This window comes from Sphingorhabdus sp., from assembly GCF_046292425.1.
Taxonomy (GTDB): Bacteria; Pseudomonadota; Alphaproteobacteria; order Sphingomonadales; family Sphingomonadaceae; genus Sphingorhabdus_B.
In genome coordinates, this window is record NZ_JBKBQV010000050.1 from 1 (window position 1) to 18,771 (window position 18,771).

The window sequence follows — 18,771 nt, forward strand, 5'->3', positions numbered from 1 at the left end:
GTCGATGATCCAGTCTGCGGTCTTGATCACGTCGAGATTATGTTCGATCACCACCACGCTGTTGCCCTGTTCGACGAGGCGGTGGAGGACTTCCAATAATTTGCGGACGTCTTCGAAATGGAGGCCGGTTGTTGGCTCGTCGAGGATGTAGAGCGTCTGGCCGGTGGAACGGCGGCTGAGTTCCTTGGCGAGTTTTACGCGTTGCGCTTCGCCGCCGGACAGGGTCGTTGCCTGTTGCCCGACCTTGACATAGCCAAGCCCGACCTCGGCCAGCATCGCCATTTTGTCCCGGATCGGGGGGACGGCCTTGAACACCTCGACCGCGTCTTCGACGGTCATGTCGAGGACGTCAGCGATGCTCATGCCCTTCCATTTGACCTCAAGCGTTTCGCGGTTGTAGCGTTTGCCGTTGCATTCCTCGCACGTCACATAGACGTCGGGCAGGAAGTGCATTTCGATCTTGATCAGGCCATCGCCGCTGCAGGTTTCGCAGCGTCCGCCCTTGACGTTGAACGAGAAACGCCCCGGCTTGTACCCGCGCGCGGCGCTTTCGGGCAATTGCGCGAACCAGTCGCGGATGTTGGTGAACGCGCCGGTGTAGGTCGCGGGGTTCGAACGCGGGGTGCGGCCAATGGGGGACTGGTCGATGTCGATGACCTTGTCGCAATGTTCAAGACCCGTCACCTTGTCATGCGCGCCCGCAATGACGCGCGCACCGTTCAAGCTGCGTGCCGCCGAGGCGTAAAGCGTGTCGATGGTGAAGCTGGACTTGCCCGAACCCGATACGCCGGTGATGCAGGTGAACGTGCCCAACGGAATGCTAGCGGTCACATTCTTCAAATTGTTGGCGCGGGCGTTGTGGACGGTCAGCTTCTTCTTGTTGCCCTTGCGCCGGGTCTTGGGGACCGCGATTTCGCGGGTGCCGTTGAGATAGGCGGCGGTCAGGCTGTCCTTCGATTTCAGGATCTGCTTCAACGTGCCTTCGGCCATGACGGTGCCGCCATGGACGCCAGCGCCGGGGCCAAGGTCAACGACCCAGTCAGCGGTGCGGATCGCGTCTTCGTCATGTTCGACAACGATGACGGTGTTGCCAAGATCGCGCAGGCGGCGGAGCGTGGCGAGCAGGCGGTCATTGTCTTTCTGGTGCAGGCCGATGCTGGGTTCGTCGAGCACATAGAGCACGCCAGACAGGCCGGAGCCGATTTGCGACGCGAGGCGGATTCGCTGGCTCTCGCCGCCGGACAAGGTGCCGCTGGTCCGGTCAAGGTTGAGATAATCCAGCCCGACATTGTTGAGGAAGCCAAGGCGTTCGTTGATTTCCTTGAGGATGGCCTTGGCAATCTGCTGCTGCTGGTTGGTGAGGGTCTGGTCGACGCTGCCGAACCAGTCGAGTGCGTCGCCGACGCTCATGCGTGTGGGCGTGGCGATGTCGACGCCGGCTATCTTGACCGACAAGGCTTCGGGCTTGAGGCGCGCGCCGTGGCAGGTCTCACATGGTTGTGACGTCTGATATTTGGACAGCTCCTCGCGCATCCACGCGCTGTCGGTTTGCAGCAGGCGGCGGTTGAGGTTGCCAATGACGCCCTCAAACGCCTTGCGCACGGTATATTCCTTGCGCCCGTCCTTGAAGGTCAGCTCAACGGGCATGCCGCCGGTGCCGTGGAGGATGATGAGCTTTTGCTCAGGCGCCAGATCTTCCCAAGTGGAATCGAGGCTGAAGCCATATGCCTTCGCAAGGCTGGACAGCACTTGCATATAATATGGGCTTGGCGGGTTGGACTTCGCCCAAGGCACGATCGCGCCTTTTTTCAGCGACAGATGTTCGTTGGGCACCACAAGCTGCGGGTCAAATTCCTGCCGCTCGCCAAGGCCGTCGCAATCGGGACACGCGCCTTGCGGGGCGTTGAAGGAGAACAGCCGCGGCGCGATTTCGGCGATGGTGAAGCCGGAGACGGGGCAGGCGAACTTTTCGGAGAACACGATGCGGTTGGCGGGCAGGCCAGTGCCCTTCATCGCGCCGCCGGTGACGTTTTTCCCAGCCTTATCCTTACCGTTCGCCTCGAGCGAAGACGAGAGGCCTTGCAGTTCCGCGCTACCGAGGGGTGTCTCGTCTTCGCTCGACACGAACGGAGTGCGGGTTTCGGCTACCCCACCACCAGCCTGCGGCTGGTCCCCATCCCCGTAACGGGGAGGTATTGCGTTGGCACCTTCCAGTACCTCCCCGGACCGGGGAGGGGGACCGCCAGCAAAGCTGGTGGTGGAGGGGTTGTTCGCCGCCAACTCCGCGACCGTGGTATCCGCCAGATCGACAAAGGCCAAGCCATCGGCGAGCTTCAACGCAGCCTCAAAGCTTTCGGCGAGGCGTTGCTGGATGCCGTCCTTGACGACGATGCGATCCACCACGACCTCAATGTCATGCTTGTATTTCTTGTCGAGGGCGGGTGCTTCTTCGATGGCGTAGAGTTCGCCGTCGATACGGACGCGGGTGTAGCCCGAGCGCTGCCATTCGGCGAGTTCCTTGCGATATTCGCCCTTGCGGCCTTGCACGACTGGCGCGAGAAGGAAGGCGCGGGTGCCTTCGGGCAGGGCCATCACGCGGTCGACCATCTGGCTGACGGTCTGCGCGGTGATCGGCAGGCCAGTTGCGGGCGAATATGGCACGCCGACGCGCGCCCAGAGCAGGCGCATATAGTCATAGATTTCGGTAACGGTCGCCACAGTGGAGCGCGGGTTGCGGCTGGTCGTCTTCTGCTCGATGGAGATTGCGGGAGACAGCCCCTCGATATGCTCGACATCGGGCTTTTGCATCATTTCCAGAAACTGGCGTGCATAGGCGCTCAGCGATTCGACATAGCGGCGCTGCCCCTCTGCGTAGATCGTGTCGAAGGCGAGGCTTGATTTGCCGGAACCCGACAGGCCAGTGATAACGATGAGCTTGTCGCGCGGCAGGTCGATATCGACGCCCTTGAGATTATGCTCGCGCGCACCGCGCACCTTGATGTGGGTGAGTGACATTGTTCAGCTTGTTCCAGATTTGTTCTAAGAGCGCAAGTGGGTGCGTCGCTTCCGAAATGGGCCGAAGCCTTGCGAATTTCAAGGCAGGTTTTTGCCTCATCTTGCCTTTGTTCGCATTTGCAGCATAATGGAGCAAATAGGCGTTCGTTTCGTTAGGCTTTTGGGAATCGTCAGACGGAAGAAATATATGTTGGTCCGAAATCACTTCATCTTTGGCCTGTTATTGGCTGGTGCCCCCGCTGTCGCGCAAGACATGATGCCGGCATCGCCGCCTGCCGTCATTTTTCAGCCGGGTACGGGCAGCGTCAACGGCCAGTCCCCTTTTGTGGCGGCGCCGACACGCCCGATGCTTGACTGTTCGGTTTTGGATTCGTCCGAAAGCGCCATTAACAGCAATTATTACGCGCCAGACGTCGATGCCCCCTCGCGGAGGCTTGAAAGCCCGATACTGGCATCAGCCCTGACAAAATATCGCCGGCATTTCTGTGCCTTTGGCCGAACGAGCGGGCCTGCCGTCATCATTGTGGTCGATTTCGCCAAACACAGCAGTGAACCGCGACTTTACCGCGTTGACCTGCGCACGGGCGATGGGTTGGATTCGCCGATACGCGTTGCGCATGGCATCGGGTCCGACCCTGATGATGATGGCTATGCCAGTTTCTTCAGCAATGTGGAGGAAAGTTACACGTCCTCGCTGGGGGCGGCATTGGGTGCCGAACGTTATGTTGGCATCAACGGCCTATCGTTGCGGCTGGACGGGTTGGAGCCGTCAAATAGCCAGATGCGGACGCGCGATATTGTCGTACACAGCTATGCGCCCGAGCGCCGCCGCTATTTCAACGCGCAACATATGGCGATGCGCGGTCGGCCCGGTTCAAGCGAGGGCTGCTTTGTCGTGGAGCCGGACAAGCGCGAATGGATACTCCAGACGCTGGAGAATGGCGGTTTTCTTTACGCCGGGTTCGGCAGCACGCGACCAGCACCGAAGCCAACGGTAGACAAGGTCATTTTTGCCGCAGGCACAGGGGCGCTTACTCCAGAGGGTCACCCGTATGGGACGGAAATTGCGGCGGTTTCGGAAACATCCGCCGGAACGCCCGATAGCCTGCCCACAGCCCCCATATTGCAAGAGCAAGCAGACCAAGCGCAATAATGAGTGCCGCCACGGGGTTTGCAAATGCAAGCACCAATAAGCCGCCAGTTGCTACATCCTCGACCGTCGAGACGACTACGTTGCTGAATGGTTCGGGGCTGGTGTTCACTGCGGCACGCGCGCTCGCCTTGGTCGCATGACTGGCAAAGGCTGCGCCTCCCCCGAGCAGGAATGCGATCACCTGCCAAGCCGGATCCGCACTATCGACGACCGCCAGCGCAAGCATGGCCCCGCCCACTGGCCGGACGAGCGTGTGCAGACCGTCCCAGATGGAATCGAGCCAAGCAATCTTGTCGGCGAAAAACTCTGCGACAGCTCCAAGCGCGCTGATGCCAAGCACCCATGGATTGGCAAGGACATCAAGCATTTGCAGATGTTCGGGCAGCGGTATGATGTTGAAATGCATAGCCAAGCCGGTCGCGAATATGGTCAGATAAAACCGCCAGCCCGACAGCAGACTTAAGCTTCCGGCCAGACCCAGTATTTCGATGACGCCCATGTCGCCTCCATTTCAAGCATGCAGGCTGACACGGATCACAGTGCGATGCAACGACGCCGCGAAGGTGGCATGCCATTTTGCGCTTCTAACGTTACCCAAAGCATGCTTGAGTGATGATATGGATACTGAACTGCGCAACCACCCGATAAGCGGCGAACCACTTCCCGTCGCAACCCCAGCGGCGACTATGGTGATTTTCCGGGAAAATCCGGATGGCGGCGCACCCTTGTTGTTAATGGTCGAACGTATCAAGGCGATGGCCTTTGCTGGCGGCGCGGCCGTTTTTCCCGGTGGCAAGGTTGACCCGGCTGATTTCGATTATGCTGAAATGCTGCACGCGCCATTGCCGCTGGATGAGGCCGCCGCCCGGCTGGCTGCGATCCGCGAGACAATTGAGGAAGCCGGGCTGGCTCTTGGCCTGTCGGGTGTTTCGGACGCGGCCAACTGTATACAAGCTCGCGAGGCGCTGCATAGCGGCGAAAGCCTTCAGGCTGTCTGCAATCGCTTTGGCTGGGAACCTGAATTCGAACAGCTCGTGCCTTGGTCACGCTGGCGCCCACCAGCGTTCGAGCGCGCTTCCCGGGTGTTCGATACTCGATTTTACCTGGTCAATGCAGGCAACACGACGCCGCTGGCGACTGTTGATCAAACCGAAAACCGGATGCTGTTTTGGGCGACTGCGGGCGACGTTCTTGAAAAAGCGGGCCGGGGCGAGGTGAAGATCATCTTCCCGACGCGGCGAAACCTGGAGCGGCTTGCGATGTTCGGCGATTTCGATGCTGCGGCCGCTCATGCGGCGGAACATCCGGTATCGACGGTGCTGACATATGTCGACAAACGGGAAGACGGGAGCTGGCTCTGCATCCCCGATGGACATGGTTATCCTGTGATTGAGGAGTCGTTGGACAGCGCCATGCGGGGGTAATGGGCCTGTGCGTTGTCCCCAGCCATGGTTTTCATCATGCCCTCCCCCGACCCCTCCCGCAAGCGGGAGGGGAGTAGAATAAATTCTGTAAATGCAATGTATTGTAGAAGTGCTTGTCAATCCCCCTCCCGCTTGCGGGAGGGGTTAGGGGAGGGCAGCTGATTTGGAAAAACCGGTCTACCGAAAACGAAACATTATGCGGTCGCGGGAATTGCGTCGGTCGGCTTCGCCAGCAGAGCGATTGCTATGGTCAAAGCTGTGCCGAAGCCAGTTGAATGGATACAAATTCACGAGACAGTTTCAGATCGGCGCCTATTATGCTGACATAATTTGCCGAAGCGAATATTTGGTGATCGAAGTGGACGGGGCTTCGCACGAAGTACGGCAGGATTACGATACCCGTCGGGATGAGTTCATGACATTACTGGGATACCGCATCTTGCGCTTCACCAACGACGACGTGTTGAAAAATTTAGAAGGCGTAGTGTCCGTTATTGCTCATGCTTTGGAAGATTCACCCTCCCCCGACCCCTCCCGCAAGCGGGAGGGGAGTTAAGTAAGCGCCTGTATTTCCGGCTTATCAATCCTCGGGCGCGATGGTCACGATCAAGCCGTCAAGCGCGTCGCTGACGGGGATTTGGCATGACAGGCGAGACGTTTCATTGCGGTGGTCGGTGCTGTCGAGAAGGTCGTTTTCGTCTTCGCCCATCTTGGGCAGACGGTCGGCGAAAGCAGGATCGATATGTACATGGCACGTGGCGCACGAACAGCATCCGCCGCACAAGGCGAGCAGTTCGTCAAAACCGTTGTCGCGGATGACTTCCATCAGCGACAGGCCATTTTCGGCCTCGACTTCGCGGCCTTCGCCATTGCGTGAAATTACCGTGACCTTGGCCATGACATGCTCCCATATTCCTGAATGTTGTCGGTCTGATAGGTTGCGGCTTTCCACATGTGAAGCCCTAATTTGATGGGGATAAGTCCGTCGCCGTACTTGGCCAGCGACGGCAGAATGCTTATGTCGCGCCTAACAGAATCAGAAAGACCGAATATGACCGAAAATCGCCACGCACCTGTCGTTATCATTGGCTCCGGCCCGGCAGGCTATACCGCCGCTGTCTACGCCGCGCGTGCGAACCTGACGCCGATGATGATTACGGGTGTTGAAATTGGCGGGCAGTTGATGACCACGACTGAGGTCGACAATTGGCCCGGCGATGATGCGGGCGTCATGGGCCCTGAGCTGATGGAGCGGATGCGCAAGCATGCCGAACGTTTCGGCACGCGTATTGAAAATGACTATATAGAAAAGGTCGATTTTTCGAAGCGGCCGTTCGTGCTGACGGGCGGTGCAGGCGACTATACTGCCGATTCTGTGATCATCGCGACGGGTGCCAGCGCCCAATATCTTGGCCTTCCGAGCGAAACCGCATTCATGGGCAAGGGCGTATCGGCCTGTGCGACATGCGACGGATTTTTCTACCGGAATAAACCCGTCGCCGTGATCGGGGGTGGTAACACGGCTGTCGAAGAAGCTTTGTACCTTGCCAATATCGCAAGCCATGTGACCCTGGTGCATCGCCGCGACAAGTTGAAGGCGGAGAAAATCCTGCAAGACCGTCTGTTCGCGCGCGAAGCCGAGGGCAAGGTAACCATCAAGTGGAACCACAGGCTGGATGAAGTGCTGGGCGATGCTACGGGCGTGACCGGTATACGGATTGCTGCAACCGACGGTGAGGGTACCGAAGACATCGAACTGCACGGTGTGTTCATCGCCATCGGGCACAAGCCCAACACTGGCATATTTGAAGGGCATCTCGACATGGCCGGCGGCTATATCAAGGTGCGCGGCGGATTTGAGGGACAAGCGACCGAAACCAGCGTGCCCGGGGTTTTTGCCTGCGGCGATGTCATGGACCATATCTACCGTCAGGCATGCACCAGCGCTGGTACAGGATGCATGGCTGCGCTCGACGCAGAAAGGTTTATCGACGCAGTTGCTTGATTAGGTTTTTGCGGGCATGAACCCGGTATTGCGAAGCAATGTTGCCGAGATCACCGGCATGACAAATGCGACAGGCGAAATCTCCATGAGCGTCACGGCCATGCGGCTGAACGGGTTTGCATAAAGCGCCTTATAGCCATCCATTTCCTGCGCAAGCCGGGCAATTTCCGACGCCGATTTGCCAGACTTTTGTGCCTGTTCAAGCGCGATGCGTGTGTAATCATCCATGAAGGTATAATTGGTGAAGTAGAGGTACAATTCCCACGCGGCCACATAAAATAGCGAAGCAATCGCAGCGATACCGAAGCCGACCCCCAGAGCCTGCCAAAAGCGTATCACGCCGCCAAGCTCGACATCACGATAGCGTTTTATCCCGACGAATACAAAACTGAGCGCAATGATCATGGATGAGAATCCGGCGACCATTCCAGCCGTGCCGCCTTCGGGAAAAAGCGTCATTGCAATGCGCATGAGCACTGCGACCGTGACCCCGGCGATGACGCCGTACAGAGATATTATCCTGCCCATATCGTTTCTCCCATTAGGCTAGCAGATAGCAACATGATTAAGGTGACGGACGGGATTAATCTATCGCCCAAAAGGGTGATTTGGGTCTGATTTATATCATGGCAGAATATCGAGCGCGCGGGCCTTGTGAATCGCTTGCGTCCTGCTGGCAACCTCCAGCTTTTCAAAAACGCGCGCAACGTGCGTTTTGACGGTGTTTGGCGAGATTTCCAAACGACGTGCAATGACCTTGTTTGCATGCCCTGCAGCCAATAGCTCCAAAACCTCGAACTCGCGCGCGCTCATGCCCAATGATGCCATGGCCGCGTCATTTCGGACATGATGCTGCCGTGGCCGCGCTGTCAGCCGGTTCCCAACCCATATACCAAGAAGGACGAAAAGAACGGCGATGCAGGCTATGTAAATTTCGGAGGGCCAGTCCTGAACCACATTCTTGTAATCCAGCCATTCGAGCAGGAATACCATTACAGCCAGTAAAATACCGTAGCTGAATATCGTCCTCCACATCGGTTGAATAAACCACGCAAAATGCATGCAGGCAAGATAGGCTGTTGCATGTGATCACTGTATGATTTAGCTAATACAGTTAGGTGGAGGGTATATTCATGGCATTTGATCCAGCGGTCGAAACCGCGCGCTATATCGACAGTCTTGGGCCAGACGCGTTGCAGAAGTCCGCAGCCTATACGACGGCCACCCATTGGATGTTGTTGGGCGGGTTGGTTGTAACCGCCATCGTCACGTGGATTATTGTCCGCTCGGGGTTGCTTGAGCGGCTTTCGGCGAAGCTGCAAAATCGCGGCTGGGCATTGCGGACGTTCCTGATCTGTCTGGCATATTTCATCATAGCGGCTGTCATAAGCCTGCCCTGGGGCATTTATGAGGAATGGGGTTTTGAAAGATCCTATGGACGCACAAGCCAGCCCTTGGCGGACTTTGTTGCGCAAGATGCGATTGGAATATTGCTATCGAGCATATTGGGCGGATTGTTCTTTTTGGGTATCTACGCACTGATCCGTCGCGCAGGGAAACGCTGGTGGCTCTGGTCGGGCGGATTGGCGGCTTTTGCGGCTGCGGCCACGATATTGCTTTCGCCCGTTCTCATCGAACCGATATTCAATGACTATAAGCCAGTCCCCGAGGGACCGGTGCGCACAGCCTTGCTGACGATGGCGGACGAAGCCGGAATTCCGCATGACCGCGTGTTGATGTTTGATGGGTCGCGGCAGTCGAATAATTTTACCGCCAACGTGTCAGGCGTGTTTGGCTCGGCGCGCATCGCGATTTCGGACGTAGCGCTGAAACAGGCGTCGCTGGATGAAGTAAAGGCCGTCACCGGACACGAGATTGGGCATTATGTCCTTGGGCATGTCTGGCGAACGGTGTTCGTGATTATTTTTATCGCGATGCTGGGCTTTTTCCTGGCTGACCGCCTGTTTAATCGTGTGGCGGCGTTGTTCGGCAGCAAGGCCAAGGTTGGCGACCCCGAAGGATTGCCGATCTTGCTGTTGATTGTGTCCGTGTTGGGACTGTTTGCCCAGCCAGTGCTTAATGGCGTTACCAGAACAGGAGAGAGCGACGCCGATGCGTATTCGCTGCGCACGGCAAATCTGCCGGACGCGTTGGCGGGGGCGTTGGTGAAGACCGCAGAATATCGGTATCCGCGGCCCTCAGCTTTGCAGGAGGCGCTATTTTATTCGCACCCGTCGGTTGAAAAGCGCGTCCGCAGGGCAATGGACTGGAAAGCGGAACAGTTGAAGAAAAACGGCGTGCGTTAAGCGGCCGCTTTCTTTTCCTGCCGGAATTTATGTAGCAACGGTTCGGTATAGCCATTGGGCTGCGTGACGCCTTCGAATATCAGTGCGCGGGCGGCTTTGAGCGCAAGGCTGCCTGCGTCCAGCTTTTCATATAAAGGGTCGCCTGCATTCTGCACGTCGACCTTCGCCGCCATCTTCATAAGCGCTGCGTCAACCTGCGCCTCCGTCGCGATGCCGTGCAGCAGCCAGTTGGCGATATGCTGCGATGAAATGCGCAGGGTAGCGCGGTCTTCCATTAGGCCAATATCGTGAATGTCGGGCACCTTGGAGCAGCCGACGCCTTGATCAATCCAGCGCACGACATAGCCCAATATGCCCTGGGCGTTGTTTTCCAGTTCCTGCGTGACGTCCTCGTCCGACCAGTTATGTCCAACGGGCGCGACCGGAATGGTCAGGAGCGAGGCGAGGCCGGGGGTCGATTCCCTGGCCAGTTCCGCCTGACGCGCAAATACGTCGAACTGGTGATAATGCATCGCGTGCAGTGTCGCGGCGGTAGGGGAAGGCACCCACGCCGTGTTCGCGCCTGCCTTGGGATGGCCGATTTTCTGCGCCATCATGTCCGCCATCATGTCGGGTGCGGCCCACATGCCCTTGCCGATTTGTGCCTTGCCACTAAGTCCGCAGGCCAGTCCAATCTGGACGTTGCGGGCTTCATAAGCCTGAATCCAGGATGATGATTTCATGTCGGCTTTTCGGATCATTGGGCCAGCATGCATTGCGGTGTGCATTTCATCGCCGGTCCGGTCAAGAAAGCCGGTATTGATGAACACAATCCGGTCGCGCACCGCGTGAATGCAGGCCGCCAAATTTGCACTCGTGCGGCGTTCTTCGTCCATCACGCCGACCTTGATGGTGTGGCGTGCAAGGCCAAGCACATCTTCGACGGCGTCGAACAGGTCGTTGGTGAACGCGGCTTCTTCCGGGCCATGCATCTTTGGCTTCACGATATAGATGCTGCCAGCACGGCTGTTGCGATGCGTGCCAAGCCCCTTGAGGTCATGCAGCGCGCAGAGCGAGGTGAACAGCGCGTCAAGTATACCTTCGGGTGCTTCGGTGCCGTCGGGGAGGAGAACGGCTGGATTGGTCATTAAATGTCCGACATTGCGGACAAACATCAGGCTGCGTCCGGGCAAGGTCAGCCCGTCATAAACGCGATCAGGTTCAAGCGCGCGGGTGACGGTTTTGCCGCCCTTGTCAAAGCTGGCAACCAGATCCCCGCGCATGAGGCCAAGCCAGTTGGTGTAAGCCGCGACCTTGTCATTGGCATCGACCGCCGCAACCGAATCTTCGAGGTCGATAATCGTCGTCAGCGCGGATTCGAGGATGACATCGGCAATGTGAAGCTCGTCGGTCGCGCCCACGGGATGCTGCGGATTGACCAGCACTTCAATATGCAGGCCATGATGCTTGAAAAGGTAACGCGTTGCCCCGCCCACTTGTGCCTTAGCGATAAGATGCGAGCTTGCGCGACCCGCTAACGCGTCCTGCCAACCGGGTATCGCTTCATCAAGGAAGCCGCGTGCATACGCAACAACCGCTGCCCCACGTTCGGTGTCGTAGCCGCCAGGCCTTGCTGCAGGCGCCGCCAGCACATCAGTGCCGTAAAGCGCATCATAAAGGCTACCCCAACGCGCATTCGCAGCGTTCAGGACGAAGCGGTCATTAAGGCTTGGCACCACAAGCTGCGGGCCGGCCATCGTCGCAATTTCGGGATCGACATTTTGCGTACCAATGCTGAACGGCGCAGGTTCAGGGACAAGATAGCCGATTTCGCGCAGGAACGCCTGATAGGATGCCATATCCGAAATCGGACCAGGATGGGCGCGGTGCCAATCGTCCAGCTGCGCCTGAATCGTGTCGCGCTTAGCCAGCAATTCTTTGTTGTGCGGTTCAAACCGGGAAAGAATGTCAGCAAGGCCCTGCCAAAGCTGATCGGGGGCAATACCAGTGCCGGCAAGCGCACGATGTTCAATAAACTCAACGAGCTGCTCGGCAATCCGAAACCCGGCGCGGGGTACATAATTCGTCATTATCTGGCTCCAGTGGAAAATGGCGCCCTGGGGAGATTATTATTGTTGCGCTTCCCCTAACGGCAGTTGCCGATCGACAAAAGGAAAAAAGGGCACTGGCATTTAATTTGCGGACACGTCATGGATTACGGATGAAGTTGAGCAAGCATCTGGTGGAAAAACCATGGGGGCGGGAAGACGTTCCCCCGGCGTTTGGGGTTGTGGACGCCCGGCGTGTGGGCGAGGTATGGTATGAAGGGTCAGGCACTGAATCGCTTCCCCTGCTCGTCAAATGGCTTTTCACATCCGAAAAATTGTCGATTCAGGTGCATCCGAATGATGCGCAAGCGCACGAGCGCGGGCTGGATTCGGGTAAGGAAGAATGCTGGTTCGTGGTCCATGCCGAACCCGGCGCGGTGCTGGGTATCGGCACGAAGCGACCATTATGCGCTGATGAACTGCGACAAGCAGCGATATCGGGAGAGATTGAATCTCTCATGGATTGGAAGCCAGTGTCGGCCGGCGATTATTATTATATTCCGGCGGGCACCGTGCACGCCATTGGCGCCGGCATCACCTTGGTCGAGGTACAGCAATATGCCGACGTGACCTACCGCTTGTTTGATTATGGTCGCCCGCGCGAATTACATTTGGAGGACGGTGTGGAGGTGTCGGTTGCCGCGCCTTATGTAGACCAGCGATCAGGCCGGGCAGTCAGCGGCCGGCGGCTCGCCGACGGTCCTTATTTTCAACTCTGGTACGCCGATAGACCCGACCAAATCAGATCCTTTGACGTAAACGGGCCGTGTCTTGTCATCCCGTTAGCGGGAGAGGTCATCGCTGGTCAAACCAGCGGCGCAGTGGGAGATTGCCTTTTGATCGAGAATATCAGTCTGCTCACATTATCGGACAACGCGCAATGTTTGCTCGCGTCTCCTTTTGTCTCTTAACTATTTGTTTTTTCTACCGGGATATGGGATGAAATATTATCGAGGGTTGCTCTTCTGAATAAACGGCTCTAACTCTCTTATTATGAACCCTTTGGATATAGTGGACCCAAAACCGGTTTGCAGGATTAGCTAAATCAATGGAAACAAGAGTCATGATTGCCTACGCGCTATGCGCGTTAATGGCATTGCTTCTGGCATTTGCGCTTGGTCGTTACCTGCGCAACCGACGGCAGTTTAAGATCAGGCAAATGGGTCGGGGCAAAAACCTGCCCGAAATCGATCAGACGCCATCTGATCAGTGACCAGCTTGATTCTTTAACTTCGCTAACTTAAAGAGCCGGAAGTCATCTGGGGAGTAGCCAGTCGTTCCATCCGAACGGGATATGCATCAACATATTTGGCCGAGAGGCCATGGTGCATGTGGTGCCGCAAGATCAAAAGCGATCATTGCGGTTCAAGGCGAGACCAATGGCATCGGCAATCCGCACCGGTCGGGCGGGGGGTGGCCGGTGGCATTGCGTCGAAAATCTGCCTGACCCCGGATAAGTCCATGGAAGTCTTTTTTGCGTCAACCTTGCTCGTGGCGATTGCTGAAATCGGCGACAAGACCATGCTGCTTGCGATATTGCTCGCCACCCGTTTCAAAAGACCGGTCCCCGTCATTGCGGGGATTTTCACCGCCACCATCGCCAATCACGCGATTGCCGCATGGGCAGGGAGCACGCTTGCCAGTATTTTTATGAGCGATGCGTTTCGCTTTGCTGTCGCCACGGGTTTCATACTCATGGCCGCGTGGACGCTTATTCCCGACAAGGTCGACGATGATATCAAGGTCGCGTCGCAACGCGGTGCCTTTGCGGCAACCACCATGGCCTTTTTCCTCGTCGAAATGGGCGACAAGACGCAGGTCGCAACGATCGCGCTGGGTGCGCAATATCAGGCCATTTGGGCTGTGGCCGCAGGGACAACATTGGGAATGATGATCACCAATGTCCCAGCTGTGTATCTCGGCGAGCAATTGGTCGCAAAAATCTCGTTGCGCACAGTACATATGATTGCGGCCGGTATGTTTCTGGTTCTTGGCCTATGGCAGTACTGGGAGTTGTCGAAGCCAGCCTAAGCTGTTAGGCGCGCGGCAGATATCATAGCTTCGGACAATATGTGACATGACAAAAGACAGCATCAAGAAAGTCGTTCTGGCCTATTCGGGCGGGCTCGATACCAGCGTCATCCTGAAATGGCTGCAGGTCGAATATGGCTGTGAAGTTGTCACCTTCACTGCTGATTTGGGGCAGGGTGAAGAGCTCGCGCCGGCGCGCGCCAAGGCAGTCCTGATGGGCGTACCCGACCACCATATTTATATCGACGATCTGCGCGAAGAATTTGTCCGCGACTTTGTTTTCCCGATGATGCGCGCCAATGCCCGTTACGAAGGTGACTATTTGTTGGGCACGTCGATTGCCCGTCCGCTGATTTCCAAACGGCTGATCGAGATTGCGGCGGAAACGGGTGCGGACGCCATCGCCCATGGCGCAACGGGCAAGGGCAATGACCAAGTGCGTTTCGAGCTTTCGGCTTATGCGCTTAACCCCGATATCAAGGTGATCGCACCTTGGCGTGAATGGGACCTGACAAGCCGCACGCGCCTGATTGAATGGGCCGAGCAACACCAGATCCCTGTGCCAAAGGACAAACGCGGCGAAAGCCCGTTTTCCACCGACGCGAATCTTTTACACACCTCGTCCGAAGGCAAGGTGCTTGAGGACCCGTGGGACGAAACGCCCGATTATGTCTATTCGCGCACGGTCAATCCGGAGGACGCGCCCGACACGCCGGAATATATCACCATCGATTTTGAAAAAGGCGATGGCGTTGCCCTGAACGGTGAAGCGATGTCGCCAGCCACTCTGCTGGCGGCGTTGAATGAACTTGGCCGCAAGCATGGTATTGGCCGGCTTGATCTCGTCGAGAACCGCTTCGTCGGTATGAAATCGCGCGGCATGTATGAAACGCCCGGCGGCGAAATTTACGCCCGCGCGCATCGCGGCATCGAAAGCATCACGCTGGACCGTGGCGCGGCGCATCTGAAAGACGAACTGATGCCGAAATATGCGGAGCTGATCTATAACGGTTTCTGGTTTTCGCCCGAGCGCGAGATGTTGCAGGCAGCCATTGACCACAGCCAGGAGCATGTGTCCGGAACCGTCCGGTTGAAACTTTACAAGGGCCTTGCGAGCGTCGTTGGCCGCAGATCGCCAAATAGCCTTTACAGCGAAAAGGTCGTCACCTTCGAAGACGATGCCGGGGCGTATGACCAAAAGGATGCAGCGGGCTTTATCAAGTTGAACGCCCTTCGCCTGCGTTTGTTGGCCAAACGTGAAGTTTAAGGAGCCACTGGTCATGTGGGTGTAGCAACCTATTTGCGACACATTGTTTCGGCTGAAATTTAGATCGGGACCACATTGCCGATAAATTTTTCACCGCTTTTTTAACTATTTAGCCCTAATCCGTCGCTGTGCAACAGCGTCGCGACCTTTCAAGCCAAAGACCGCATTCGGCCGTCAGCAGTCTCGTAGGGCTAAGCGGTCTAATGGGTCTCATATTGGCCGTCATGATTGCGCGCAATTTTGGAAACATAGGCGCGGCGGTCGGATTTGACGGCTTACCCGCGGTGGCCGATGGACCCTATTCCGCTCTTGTGGCGCTGCTGTTTTGCGGACTGCCGATGGTGCTCTGGTCAGTATTTGTCGACAAAGTTCACCAGCGGGGTTCAACGGGTATTGATTGGAACCTGAACCGTTCCGTGGCGGATGTCATCGACATCAGTTTTGTAAAAATCGTGGGGATTTGGTCGACTTGGTCGATTATCGCGTTAATTTATGCAATGTGCCGTTTCTATTGGGACGGAAAGTTTCTGTTCGCGATGGAAACGCTGCAAGCGGTGGCTGTCCCCCTGCTGATATTGTCTGTCCCTTATGTCGTATGGCTTGATCGTTATCTTATCAATCCACATGATGGTGCATGGCATTTTGGCGCATGGATATCGAGGCGCGGGGATTGGGACAAGGACGAGATTTGGCACCATTTGCGCGCATGGGCTGTCAAAGGGTTTTTCCTCGCTTTCATGTTGTCGATCGTGCCCGGTGGCTTTCGTGAAGTTGTAAACATAAACTTTGCCGAGGTTGTCACCAACCCCGTCTCGTTCGCCAGTGCGCTGATCACCACGATGTTCCTGATAGATGTGCAGTTTGCGACCGTTGGTTACATGCTGACCATGAAGCCGCTGGATGCGCACATCCGCACAGCTAATCCTTATTTGTCCGGCTGGGTAGCGGCGTTAATTTGCTATCCACCCTTCATCCTGATGAACAATGGCGGCCTGCTGGATTACCACGTGGCCACAAAAGATTGGGCCTATTGGTTTTCCGACTGGCCACTGCTGCTATGGATCTGGGGCGCAATGCTGGTCATGCTGACCTGTGCATATGCATGGGCGACGGTGGCCTTTGGTCTTCGGTTTTCAAACCTGACGCATCGCGGCATCCTGACGCACGGGCCTTATGCCATTTCCAAGCATCCCGCTTATTTGGCCAAGAACATTTATTGGTGGCTAGCCACATTGCCATTTCTCGTAACGACGGGAAGCCTGGCGGACATGATCCGCAACAGTGCGATCCTTGGGTTGGTCAGCGGCATATATTATTGGCGTGCCAAGACCGAGGAAAAGCACCTGATGTCAGACCCAGCCTATGCCGAATATGCTGCATGGATGGGCCGCCGCGCGCTCGTTCCACGCTGTTTTGCAGCGATGCGCAAAGCAGCGGGGATGAGCCTGCGCATGCGCGCCCAGAGCGAGCCCGCCGAGTAAGGAACGATCGGAAGTTCATGGGGTTCATCGCTCTAAGGAGACAGACGATGCCCCAAGGATCGAAAGCAAAATATACCGACAAGCAGGAACGCAAGGCCGAACATATAGCCGAAGGTTATATGGACAAGGGTGTGTCCCACAAGGAAGCCGAAGCCCGCGCATGGGCTACGGTCAACAAGCAGGATGGCGGGGGCAACCGCAAAGGTGGTGGCGGGCAGGCTAAACCATCGTCGGCCAAGTCGAGCAGTCGGTCCGAGGCCGCCAAAAAGGGTTGGGAGACCCGGCGCAAGCGACACGGATAAGCCAGCTTTAATCATGTGATTAAATCTGTTAGCGTTCGCTCCAGGACAGAGGAGAGTCGGCATGCATGATCTGGTTATTCGTGGCGGAACAGTGGTTGATGGAACGGGCGCTCCGCGTTTTACGGCAGATGTCGCCGTGGACGGGGGTATCATTACTGCGGTTGGCCAAATCAGTGCAGCGGGGCGCGAAGAAATAGACGCAACAGGCAAGATCGTTGCCCCCGGCTTTGTCGACATCCACACTCATTATGATGGGCAGGCGACCTGGGACAGCGAGATGGCCCCATCAAGCTGGCACGGCGTTACGACGGTCGTGATGGGCAATTGCGGCGTTGGCTTTGCCCCTGCCAGACAGGACAAGCATGATTGGCTGATTGGCTTGATGGAGGGAGTTGAGGATATTCCCGGCACAGCATTGGCCGAAGGCATGACGTGGGACTGGGAAACTTTCCCCCAATATCTTGACGCGCTTGAGCGGCGCCCGCGCACCATCGATGTTGCAACGCACGTCCCACACGGGGCCGTGCGAGCATATGTTTTGGGCGACCGCGAAACGCCTGGCGCCGTGCCAACTGACGCGGATATTGCCGAAATGTCGCGCATCGTCGAAGAAGGCATAAGGGCAGGCGCGCTTGGCTTTTCAACATCACGCACTGTCTTGCACAAGTCCGTCGACGGCGAACTCGTTCCGGGGACGACGGCCACGAAGGAAGAATTGATCGGCATCGGTCGCGCCATGGGCCGCGTTGGATACGGCGTGTTTGAAATGGCGAGCGACATGAAACGCGACTGGGATGAATTCGGCTGGATGGGCGCGCTGAGCCGCGAAACCGGCTTGCCGGTGACCTTTGCCGCGTTGCAATCCATCGCCAAGGAAATGCCCCTGGAGGAACAGATTTCCTCGATGATTGCGGAAAACGATAATGGCGCAAACATCGTTGCGCAGATCGCCTTGCGCGGCAACGGGATTATCATGGCATGGCAGGGAACCGTGCATCCATTCCGTTTCAAACCGGCGTGGGCGGAAATTGAAATGCTGCCATGGGTGCAGCAGCTCGAGCGGCTGAAAGACCCGGTGTTCAAGGCGCGTATGATATCAGAGGATTCGGTCTTTCCGGAAAGCGATATCATCGATTTCCTACGCATCGTAGCTGGCGGATGGCCAGTGCATTTCGAAATGGGGCCAGAGTTTAATTACGAGCCACGGCAGGATGAAAGCGTGCTGGCGCGCGCGATGGTAGCCGGAATCAGTCCTGCAGAATATGCCTACGATCTGCTTATGCAGGATGAAGGTACGGGGTTCATCTATTTCCCGATCCTCAATTATCGCGACGGCAATTTGAACTTCCTTGAAGAACTTCAAACCCGCGATGATTGCGTCAACAGCCTGTCAGACGGAGGCGCGCATTGCGGCACGATCTGCGATGCCGCCAGCCCGACCTTCATGCTGCAACATTGGGTTCGCGACCGCGCCGGAACGCGCATTACGCTTGAGAATGCGATCAAGCGACAGTGCCATGATACTGCGCGGCTATATGGACTGAACGATCGCGGTGTTTTGAAGCCGGGCTATCTCGCGGATATCAATGTTATCGATATGGAGCGGTTGAAGCTGGGTAAGCCTTGGCTTGCGTTCGACCTGCCCGCCGGTGGCAAGCGCCTATTGCAGAAGGCAGACGGTTATGTGGCCACCATTAAAT

At 56.9% G+C, this 18,771-nt stretch carries 17 protein-coding genes, 1 pseudogene and 1 riboswitch; of the genes and pseudogenes, 12 read left to right on the plus strand and 6 right to left on the minus strand.

Features of this window, described 5'->3' with window-relative positions:
• Positions 1 to 3,015 (minus strand): excinuclease ABC subunit UvrA (gene uvrA, locus ACK4S7_RS10370; protein ID WP_409646547.1); only part of this gene is annotated, 3,015 nt, incomplete at its 3' end.
• Between the two features lie 346 nt (positions 3,016 to 3,361).
• Between uvrA and ACK4S7_RS10375 the strand changes: the two are divergent.
• Positions 3,362 to 3,961 (plus strand): annotated as a pseudogene (locus tag ACK4S7_RS10375) (murein L,D-transpeptidase catalytic domain-containing protein); the annotation flags it as partial.
• An 85-nt stretch (positions 3,962 to 4,046) separates the two neighbouring features.
• On the opposite strand, the gene ACK4S7_RS10380 reads toward ACK4S7_RS10375, so the two are convergent.
• Positions 4,047 to 4,667: a DUF4126 domain-containing protein gene (locus tag ACK4S7_RS10380; RefSeq protein WP_409646549.1), complete on the minus strand. Its 621-nt coding sequence runs from the start codon at positions 4,665 to 4,667 to the stop codon at positions 4,047 to 4,049.
• 106 nt (positions 4,668 to 4,773) lie between these two features.
• Here ACK4S7_RS10380 and ACK4S7_RS10385 point away from each other — a divergent pair, with 106 nt between their 5' ends.
• Both ACK4S7_RS10385 and ACK4S7_RS10390 read left to right on the plus strand, forming a co-directional pair.
• Positions 4,774 to 5,592, plus strand: coding sequence for an NUDIX hydrolase (locus tag ACK4S7_RS10385; protein ID WP_409646551.1), 819 nt, complete (start codon positions 4,774 to 4,776; stop codon positions 5,590 to 5,592).
• A 196-nt stretch (positions 5,593 to 5,788) separates the two neighbouring features.
• Positions 5,789 to 6,148 carry an endonuclease domain-containing protein gene (locus tag ACK4S7_RS10390; protein WP_409646553.1) on the plus strand — a complete coding sequence of 120 codons (360 nt, stop codon included), beginning with the start codon at positions 5,789 to 5,791 and terminating at the stop codon, positions 6,146 to 6,148.
• Between the two features lie 24 nt (positions 6,149 to 6,172).
• Here ACK4S7_RS10390 and ACK4S7_RS10395 read toward each other — a convergent pair whose 3' ends face one another.
• Complete coding sequence (locus tag ACK4S7_RS10395) at positions 6,173 to 6,490, minus strand: 2Fe-2S iron-sulfur cluster-binding protein (protein ID WP_306062265.1); 318 nt, start codon at positions 6,488 to 6,490, stop codon at positions 6,173 to 6,175.
• 153 nt (positions 6,491 to 6,643) lie between these two features.
• Between ACK4S7_RS10395 and trxB the strand changes: the two genes are divergently transcribed.
• Positions 6,644 to 7,597: a thioredoxin-disulfide reductase gene (gene trxB, locus ACK4S7_RS10400; protein ID WP_409646555.1), complete on the plus strand. Its 954-nt coding sequence runs from the start codon at positions 6,644 to 6,646 to the stop codon at positions 7,595 to 7,597.
• On the opposite strand, the gene ACK4S7_RS10405 is transcribed toward trxB, so the two are convergent.
• Both ACK4S7_RS10405 and ACK4S7_RS10410 read right to left on the minus strand, forming a co-directional pair.
• Entirely contained in the window at positions 7,598 to 8,125 is a 528-nt protein-coding gene (locus ACK4S7_RS10405; RefSeq protein WP_409646557.1) for a DUF4199 domain-containing protein, read from the minus strand.
• A 96-nt stretch (positions 8,126 to 8,221) separates the two neighbouring features.
• Positions 8,222 to 8,632 carry a response regulator transcription factor gene (locus ACK4S7_RS10410; RefSeq protein WP_409646559.1) on the minus strand — a complete coding sequence of 137 codons (411 nt, stop codon included), beginning with the start codon at positions 8,630 to 8,632 and terminating at the stop codon, positions 8,222 to 8,224.
• A 98-nt stretch (positions 8,633 to 8,730) separates the two neighbouring features.
• Between ACK4S7_RS10410 and ACK4S7_RS10415 the strand changes: the two genes are divergently transcribed.
• Positions 8,731 to 9,903, plus strand: a complete 1,173-nt coding sequence (locus tag ACK4S7_RS10415) for a M48 family metallopeptidase (protein WP_409646561.1) — start codon at positions 8,731 to 8,733, stop codon at positions 9,901 to 9,903.
• Here the strand turns inward: ACK4S7_RS10415 and ACK4S7_RS10420 are convergent.
• Positions 9,900 to 11,972 (minus strand): malate synthase G, encoded by a 2,073-nt coding sequence (locus ACK4S7_RS10420; RefSeq protein WP_409646563.1) that lies wholly within the window; start codon positions 11,970 to 11,972, stop codon positions 9,900 to 9,902. The two genes, ACK4S7_RS10415 and ACK4S7_RS10420, sit on opposite strands and share 4 nt — an antisense overlap.
• 131 nt (positions 11,973 to 12,103) lie before the next feature.
• On the opposite strand from ACK4S7_RS10420, the gene ACK4S7_RS10425 reads away from it, so the two are divergent.
• The 7 genes from ACK4S7_RS10425 to ACK4S7_RS10455 all read left to right on the plus strand — a co-directional run.
• Positions 12,104 to 12,901: a class I mannose-6-phosphate isomerase gene (locus ACK4S7_RS10425; protein ID WP_409646565.1), complete on the plus strand. Its 798-nt coding sequence runs from the start codon at positions 12,104 to 12,106 to the stop codon at positions 12,899 to 12,901.
• A 137-nt stretch (positions 12,902 to 13,038) separates the two neighbouring features.
• Positions 13,039 to 13,203 carry a hypothetical protein gene (locus tag ACK4S7_RS10430; RefSeq protein WP_409646567.1) on the plus strand — a complete coding sequence of 55 codons (165 nt, stop codon included), beginning with the start codon at positions 13,039 to 13,041 and terminating at the stop codon, positions 13,201 to 13,203.
• A 35-nt stretch (positions 13,204 to 13,238) separates the two neighbouring features.
• Positions 13,239 to 13,383: riboswitch (yybP-ykoY riboswitch) on the plus strand.
• Positions 13,384 to 13,451: 68 nt separating this feature from the next.
• Entirely contained in the window at positions 13,452 to 14,021 is a 570-nt protein-coding gene (locus tag ACK4S7_RS10435) for a TMEM165/GDT1 family protein (RefSeq protein WP_409646569.1), read from the plus strand.
• Between the two features lie 46 nt (positions 14,022 to 14,067).
• Positions 14,068 to 15,288: an argininosuccinate synthase gene (locus tag ACK4S7_RS10440; RefSeq protein ID WP_409646571.1), complete on the plus strand. Its 1,221-nt coding sequence runs from the start codon at positions 14,068 to 14,070 to the stop codon at positions 15,286 to 15,288.
• Positions 15,289 to 15,491: 203 nt separating this feature from the next.
• On the plus strand, positions 15,492 to 16,769 hold the full coding sequence (locus ACK4S7_RS10445; protein ID WP_409646572.1) for a methyltransferase family protein: 1,278 nt from the start codon (positions 15,492 to 15,494) through the stop codon (positions 16,767 to 16,769).
• A gap of 47 nt (positions 16,770 to 16,816) precedes the next feature.
• On the plus strand, positions 16,817 to 17,071 hold the full coding sequence (locus tag ACK4S7_RS10450; protein ID WP_409646574.1) for a plasmid stabilization protein: 255 nt from the start codon (positions 16,817 to 16,819) through the stop codon (positions 17,069 to 17,071).
• Between the two features lie 61 nt (positions 17,072 to 17,132).
• Positions 17,133 to 18,771, plus strand: a 1,639-nt coding sequence (locus tag ACK4S7_RS10455) for an N-acyl-D-amino-acid deacylase family protein (RefSeq protein ID WP_409646576.1), incomplete at its 3' end; no start/stop codon positions are given.

Coding starts and splice junctions, on each gene's coding strand:
- ACK4S7_RS10380 (WP_409646549.1), bottom strand. CDS start 4,667: ATGGGCGTCATCGAAATACTGGGTCTGGCCGGAAGCTTAAGTCTGCTG.
- ACK4S7_RS10390 (WP_409646553.1), top strand. CDS start 5,789: ATGCGGTCGCGGGAATTGCGTCGGTCGGCTTCGCCAGCAGAGCGATTG.
- ACK4S7_RS10395 (WP_306062265.1), bottom strand. CDS start 6,490: ATGGCCAAGGTCACGGTAATTTCACGCAATGGCGAAGGCCGCGAAGTC.
- trxB (WP_409646555.1), top strand. CDS start 6,644: ATGACCGAAAATCGCCACGCACCTGTCGTTATCATTGGCTCCGGCCCG.
- ACK4S7_RS10405 (WP_409646557.1), bottom strand. CDS start 8,125: ATGGGCAGGATAATATCTCTGTACGGCGTCATCGCCGGGGTCACGGTC.
- ACK4S7_RS10410 (WP_409646559.1), bottom strand. CDS start 8,632: ATGTGGAGGACGATATTCAGCTACGGTATTTTACTGGCTGTAATGGTA.
- ACK4S7_RS10415 (WP_409646561.1), top strand. CDS start 8,731: ATGGCATTTGATCCAGCGGTCGAAACCGCGCGCTATATCGACAGTCTT.
- ACK4S7_RS10420 (WP_409646563.1), bottom strand. CDS start 11,972: ATGACGAATTATGTACCCCGCGCCGGGTTTCGGATTGCCGAGCAGCTC.
- ACK4S7_RS10425 (WP_409646565.1), top strand. CDS start 12,104: ATGAAGTTGAGCAAGCATCTGGTGGAAAAACCATGGGGGCGGGAAGAC.
- ACK4S7_RS10430 (WP_409646567.1), top strand. CDS start 13,039: ATGGAAACAAGAGTCATGATTGCCTACGCGCTATGCGCGTTAATGGCA.
- ACK4S7_RS10435 (WP_409646569.1), top strand. CDS start 13,452: ATGGAAGTCTTTTTTGCGTCAACCTTGCTCGTGGCGATTGCTGAAATC.
- ACK4S7_RS10440 (WP_409646571.1), top strand. CDS start 14,068: ATGACAAAAGACAGCATCAAGAAAGTCGTTCTGGCCTATTCGGGCGGG.
- ACK4S7_RS10445 (WP_409646572.1), top strand. CDS start 15,492: ATGGGTCTCATATTGGCCGTCATGATTGCGCGCAATTTTGGAAACATA.
- ACK4S7_RS10450 (WP_409646574.1), top strand. CDS start 16,817: ATGCCCCAAGGATCGAAAGCAAAATATACCGACAAGCAGGAACGCAAG.